Here is a 5,668-nt window from a genome sequence, read left to right as displayed (position 1 = left end):
GGGCCGTGACCCACCAGGGGTGCCGGGCCAGCGCCACGGCGACACCGCCCGCCACCACCACGGCGGCGCGGGCGAAGGCCCTGGCCCCCACCGGCCCGTCGTCCCGCGCCGTACAGCCGCACGAGGCGCCGGGCGCGGCCGCCCGGGCGTACCCGAGATAGCCGAGGAAACCGGCGCCGAGTACGGCGGCAGCCCCGCCCGCGGCCACCGACGGCGGCAGCCCCAACAACGCGGCGCACAGCAGGAGTTCGAGGGCACCGAGGGTGCGCAGGGCGAGCGCCGCGCGGCCGCCGCCGCGCAGCAGCCGGGCCAGCGCGGTCCGATGTGCCAGCCGGGCCGTGCCGCGGCCGAAGAGCTTGCCCGCGCCAGCCACGCCCAGTACCCCGGCGAGCAGCGGCGCGGCGAGGTCGAGGGCGGCGGCGAAGACGGCAGCGCTCATCGGCGGTGTCCCGCGCCCGGCCCGACCGCCACCCGGACGATGTCCACGGAGTCGTCGGACGGCCGCCAGGCGCCCAGGACTTGGGCGCCCTGCCCGATGCGCAGCCCGGAGAGGTCGGCGGTGGGCGCGGCGCCGGAGTACGAGGCGCTGGAGGTCGCCGGGAGGAGGTTGCCGACGATCTCGTGGGATCCGTGCGCGAGGTGCAGCCGGGTCTTCTCGATGCCGCGGATGGTGGTGTGGAGGTTCACGATGTTCACCCACACCGCGTCGGCGGCGACCGTGCCGTCGGGCATCGGGACGCCGCGCGCGTAGAGCCCGTCGCCGGTCTCGATCGACGCGGCGGTGGTGGCGCGCACCTTCCACACGCTGGTGGCGTTGGTGACCCGCACCCGGGCGTGGTCGCCGTAGGAGCCCGCCACTTCCAGCACACCGCCGTCGATGGAGGTGATCCGCCCCTCCACGAACGCGCCCGCGGGGACCGCGGGGTCCAGCGGGCGGCGCAGGGGCGCGGCGAACACGGCGTCGGCGTCCACGGCACCCAGCGCGGTCGCGCCGATGACGCCCGTACCGACGACGGTCGCGCCGCGCAGCGCGGCGGCGGTGAGGAAGCGGCGGCGGTCGAGGGGGTCGGACATCCGGTGTGCGCTCATGGGCCCGGCCTCACTCGTACAGGGAGACCGGCAGGGCGCCGGAGCTGAGGCTGCCGATGACGGAGAAGGCGGCCGGGGTCAGATCGATGACGCGGTTGCTGCGGCAGACGCCGTCACAGCAGCTGGACTCGCCGCAGAAGCTCCGGGTGCGCGGGCCGCAGTCGCTGACGGTGACGCAGACGGACGCGCCGGAGCACAGGTGGCGCACCTTGATGGCCGAGCCGCAGCCGCGCCGCGGCAGGTTCTCGCCGCACAGATCCGGCCGGGTGATGGCCCAGCACGCCTTGGACGCGTTGGGCCAGGCGGCCTGGAGCGCGCTGGACTTGCAGGTGCCGCAGGCGCCGCCGCCCGCGGCGGCGCACGGGCCCCAGGCGTTGCCACAGCAGAACCAGGTGGCTTCGCCGTTCCCTAGGCTGGTCGATCCGCACGCCATGCGGCCATCATGCGCGGGGCCGCGGGTGGCCGCCACGTGGAAGCGTCCGATCCGGCGGCGGCCGCCCGCTCGGCCTCACACCTGCTCGCCGAGCGGGTGGTTGCCCGCGCTCACAACCGCTCGACGATCGTGACGTTCGCCTGGCCACCGCCCTCGCACATCGTCTGAAGTCCGTACCGCCCGCCGGTGCGCTCCAGTTCGTGCAGCAGGGTCGTCATCAGCTTGGCGCCGGTCGCGCCCAGCGGGTGGCCCAGCGCGATCGCGCCGCCGTTGACGTTGACCCGCTCCGGGTCCGCGCCGCTCTCCCGCAGCCAGGCCAGCACCACCGGCGCGAACGCCTCGTTGATCTCCACCAGGTCGATGTCGGCGATGGTCATGCCGGTCTTCTTCAGCGCGTGCGCGGTGGCCGGGATCGGCGCGGACAGCATCCGGATCGGGTCCTCGCCGCGCACCGACAGATGGTGGATCCGGGCGCGCGGGGTCAAGCCGTGTTCCCGCAACGCCCGTTCGGAGGCGACCAGCAGCGCGGCGGCGCCGTCGGAGACCTGGGAGGAGAGCGCGGCGGTGAGCCGTCCGCCCTCCATGAGCGGGGCGAGCGCGGCCATCTTCTCCAGGCTGGTGTCCCGGCGCGGCCCCTCGTCCACGCGGACGTCCCCGTACGGGACCACCTCGCGGTCGAAGCGGCCCTCGTCGATGGCGCGGAGCGCGCGCCGGTGGGAGCGGAGCGCGAACTCCTCCATCTCCGCGCGGCCGATCCCCCACTTCTCGGCGATCATCTCGGCCCCGTAGAACTGGTTGACCGGACGGTTGCCGTACCGCGCCCGCCAGCCCTCCGAGCCCGCGAAGGGCCCCTCGGTCAGTCCCAGCGGCTCGGCCGCCTGGCGGCTGGCGAAGGCGATCGGCACCTGCGACATGTTCTGCACCCCGCCCGCGACCACCAGGTCCTGGGTGCCGGAGAGCACCGCCTGCGCCGCGAAGTGCAGGGCCTGCTGGGAGGAGCCGCACTGCCGGTCGACGGTCACGCCCGGCACCTCCTCGGGCAGCCCGGCGGCCAGCCAGCAGGTGCGGGCGATGTCCCCGGACTGCGGGCCCACGGTGTCCAGACAGCCGAAGACCACGTCCTCGACGGCGGCCGGGTCGGCGCCCGAGCGCTCCATCAGGGCGCGCAGGACGTGCGCGCCGAGGTCGGCCGGGTGGACGGACGCCAGCCCGCCCTTGCGGCGGCCGACGGGGGTCCGTACCGCTTCGACGATGAATGCCTCGGCCATAGTCACTCCATGGAGTTCAGTCTCGGGGGGTGATGCCGTCCAGGACCATCGACACGTACTGGCGGGCGATCTCCTCGGGGCTGTGCTGTCCGCCGGGCCGGTACCAGGACGCGGCGACCCAGACGGTGTCGCGCAGGAAGCGGTACGCCAGCCGGGTGTCGAGGTCGGCGCGGAACACCCCGTCGGCCACGCCCCGCTCCAGCGTGCCCAGCCAGGCCCCCTCGAACCTGCGCTGCGAGTCGGTGAGGTAGCCGAAGCGGGGCAGGGCGGCGAGCTGCCTGGACTCCTTCTGGTAGATCGCGACGGCGGCCCGGTGCCGGTCGATCTCCCGGAAGGACTCGGTGACGAGCGCCTCGATGGTCTCCCTGGGGCCGAGCCCGGCGCGCAGCACCTCGTCGTACCCCGCCCACAGCTCGTCGAGGAAGGTGGAGAGGATCTCGTCGACCATCGACTCCTTGGAGTCGAAGTGGTAGTACAGGCTGCCCGCGAGCATCCCCGCCTCGTCCGCGATCCGGCGGACGGTGGTCGCGTTGTAGCCCTGGGCGGCGAACACCTCGGCCGCCGTCGAGAGCAGTTCGCGGCGCCGCTCGGGGGACGGGCTCACGGTGGTCTTCTTGCTGTTCCCGCTGATTTTCGGCACGTTCCCATTCTCGCCTCACGGGTGCCGGGCTCCTGGGCGGCGGGCTGACGGCGGCCGGGCTCATGGGTGCCGACTGCTGACGGAAACCGTCTCGCCCGTCATGTACGACGCATAGCCGCTGGCCAGGAAGACGATGACGTTGGCGACCTCCCACGGCTCGGCGTACCGGCCGAACGCCTCGCGCTCGGTCAGCTCCGCCAGCAGCTCGGGCGTGGTGACCTTCACCAGGTGCGGATGCATCGCGAGGCTCGGCGACACGGCGTTGACCCGCACCCCGTACGCGGCGGCCTCGACGGCGGCGCAGCGGGTGAGCGCCATGACCCCGGCCTTGGCGGCGGCGTAGTGGGCCTGCCCGGCCTGGGCGCGCCAGCCGACGACCGAGGCGTTGTTGACGATCGCGGCGCCGCGGGGCGCGTGGCCCTTCATGCGGCGGAGGGCGGCGCGGGTGCAGCGGAAGGTGCCGCCCAGGGTGACGTCGATGACCTTGTGCCACTGGTCGTCGGTCATCTCGGTGAGTTCGGCGGTGCCACCGAGACCGGCGTTGTTGACCACGACATCCAGCCCTCCGTGGCGTTCCTCGGCGAGGTCGAAGAGCGCCGCCACCGCGTCCTCGTCGGTGACGTCGCAGGTCAGCCCGGCGACGCGGTCCGCTCCGAACTCCTCGGCGAGGGCGGCGGCCGTCGCGTCGAGGCGGCGTGCGTGGGCGTCACCGATGACGATCCGGGCGCCCTCCTCCAGGAACCGGCGGGCGGTGGCGCCGCCGATCCCGGCGCCCGCCGCGGCCGTGATGACGGCCGTGCGGCCGGTGAGCAGGCCGTGGCCGGGGACGTACGACGGCTTGTTGTCCATCACGGCGCCACGGTAACCTACCAAACACTTGTTAGGGAAGGAGTCCGGGGCCCGATGGATCTCGACCTGACCGAGCGGCAGCAGGCGTTCCGGGCCGAGGCCCGGCGGTGGCTCGCGGCCCACGTGCCCGCCGCCCCGCTGCCGTCCCTGGAGACCGCCGAGGGGTTCGCCGCCCACCGCGCCTGGGAGCGGACCCTGGCGTCCGGCCGCTGGTCGGCAGTGACCTGGCCCGAGGAGTACGGCGGGCGGGACGCGTCGGTGCTGGAGTGGCTGCTGTTCGAGGAGGAGTACTACGCGGCGGGCGCGCCCGGCCGGGTGAGCCAGAACGGCATCAGCCTGCTCGCCCCCACCCTCTTCGAGCACGGCACCGCCGAACAGCGGGCCAGGATCCTGCCGCCGATGGCGCGCGGCGAGGTGGTCTGGGCGCAGGCCTGGTCCGAGCCGGAGGCGGGCTCCGACCTCGCCTCCCTGCGCTCCACCGCCCGGCGCACGGACGGCGGCTGGCTGCTGTCCGGCCAGAAGACCTGGTCCTCCCGGGCGGCCTTCGCCGACCGGGCCTTCGGGCTCTTCCGCAGCCACCGGGAGCCCGGCGCGCCGCCCCACCGCGGGCTGACGTACCTGATGTTCCCCCTGGACGCGCCGGGCGTGACCGTGCGCCCCATCGGCCGCCTCGACGGGAAGCCCGCCTTCGCCGAACTCTTCCTGGACGAGGTGTTCGTGCCCGACGAGGACGTCATCGGCGAACCGGGGCAGGGCTGGCGGGTCGCGATGAGCACCGCGGGCAACGAGCGCGGGCTGACCCTCCGCAGCCCCGGCCGCTACACGGCCGCCGCCCGCCGCCTGACCGCCCTGTGGCGCGAGCACACCGCCGGGGACGAGGCGGGCGCGGCCCTGCGGGACCGGGTGGCCGACGTCGTGATCCGCGCCCGCGCGTATGAGCTCTTCGCCTACGCGGGCGCCTCGCGCCTGGCCGCCGGGGAGCGGCTCGGGGCCGAGTCGAGCCTCAACAAGGTCTTCTGGTCGGAGCTGGACATCAGCCTCCACGAAACGGCCCTGGATCTGCTGGGGCCGTGCGGTGAGCTGGCGGAGGACGGCTGGGCGGAGGGCTATGTCTTCGCGCTGGCGGGGCCGATCTACGCCGGGACGAACGAGATCCAGCGGGACATCGTGGCGGAGCGGCTGCTGGGCCTGCCGAAGGGCAGGCGGTGAGCGGCCCCGACGGATACGGCGAGACCGCGACGGAAGGCGACCGCGCATGAGATTCCTGCTGGACCAGGCGCAGAGCGAGTTCGGCCGCACCCTCGACCGGATGCTCGGCGCCGCGGACACCCCCGGCGCGGCGCGCGCGTGGGCGCGCGGGGACCACGCGCCCGGCCGGGCGCTGTGGGG

The 5,668-nt window shown here is 74.5% G+C and carries 7 protein-coding genes; 1 reads left to right on the top strand and 6 read right to left on the bottom strand.

Going from position 1 to position 5,668, the window contains the following annotated elements; genetic code table 11:
- From EEJ42_RS34975 to EEJ42_RS34950, 6 genes are all read right to left on the bottom strand, one after another.
- Positions 1–439, bottom strand: a 439-nt coding sequence (locus EEJ42_RS34975) for a MauE/DoxX family redox-associated membrane protein (protein WP_342778373.1), incomplete at its 3' end; no start/stop codon positions are given.
- On the bottom strand, positions 436–1,089 hold the full coding sequence (locus EEJ42_RS34970; RefSeq protein WP_123106223.1) for a cell wall protein: 654 nt from the start codon (positions 1,087–1,089) through the stop codon (positions 436–438). The genes EEJ42_RS34970 and EEJ42_RS34975, both read right to left, overlap by 4 nt.
- A gap of 10 nt (positions 1,090–1,099) precedes the next feature.
- On the bottom strand, positions 1,100–1,522 hold the full coding sequence (locus EEJ42_RS34965) for a septal ring lytic transglycosylase RlpA family protein (protein ID WP_123106221.1): 423 nt from the start codon (positions 1,520–1,522) through the stop codon (positions 1,100–1,102).
- Between the two features lie 110 nt (positions 1,523–1,632).
- A complete protein-coding gene (locus EEJ42_RS34960) occupies positions 1,633–2,790 on the bottom strand; it encodes an acetyl-CoA C-acetyltransferase (protein ID WP_123106219.1) in 1,158 nt (385 codons plus the stop codon).
- 16 nt (positions 2,791–2,806) lie between these two features.
- The gene (locus EEJ42_RS34955) at positions 2,807–3,430 is read right to left on the bottom strand and encodes a TetR/AcrR family transcriptional regulator (RefSeq protein ID WP_425473011.1); all 624 of its coding nucleotides are present in this window, start codon (positions 3,428–3,430) and stop codon (positions 2,807–2,809) included.
- Between the two features lie 60 nt (positions 3,431–3,490).
- Positions 3,491–4,279 (bottom strand): SDR family oxidoreductase, encoded by a 789-nt coding sequence (locus EEJ42_RS34950; RefSeq protein ID WP_123106217.1) that lies wholly within the window; start codon positions 4,277–4,279, stop codon positions 3,491–3,493.
- A gap of 54 nt (positions 4,280–4,333) precedes the next feature.
- On the opposite strand from EEJ42_RS34950, the gene EEJ42_RS34945 reads away from it, so the two are divergent.
- Positions 4,334–5,488: an acyl-CoA dehydrogenase family protein gene (locus tag EEJ42_RS34945; RefSeq protein WP_123106215.1), complete on the top strand. Its 1,155-nt coding sequence runs from the start codon at positions 4,334–4,336 to the stop codon at positions 5,486–5,488.
- Positions 5,489–5,668 lie beyond the last annotated feature (180 nt).

This window comes from Streptomyces botrytidirepellens (genome assembly GCF_003721215.1).
In the GTDB taxonomy this organism is placed as follows: domain Bacteria; phylum Actinomycetota; class Actinomycetes; order Streptomycetales; family Streptomycetaceae; genus Streptomyces; species Streptomyces himastatinicus.
The sequence above is the reverse complement of the archived record's forward strand: the minus strand, read 5'-3'. Positions and strand labels throughout refer to the sequence as shown.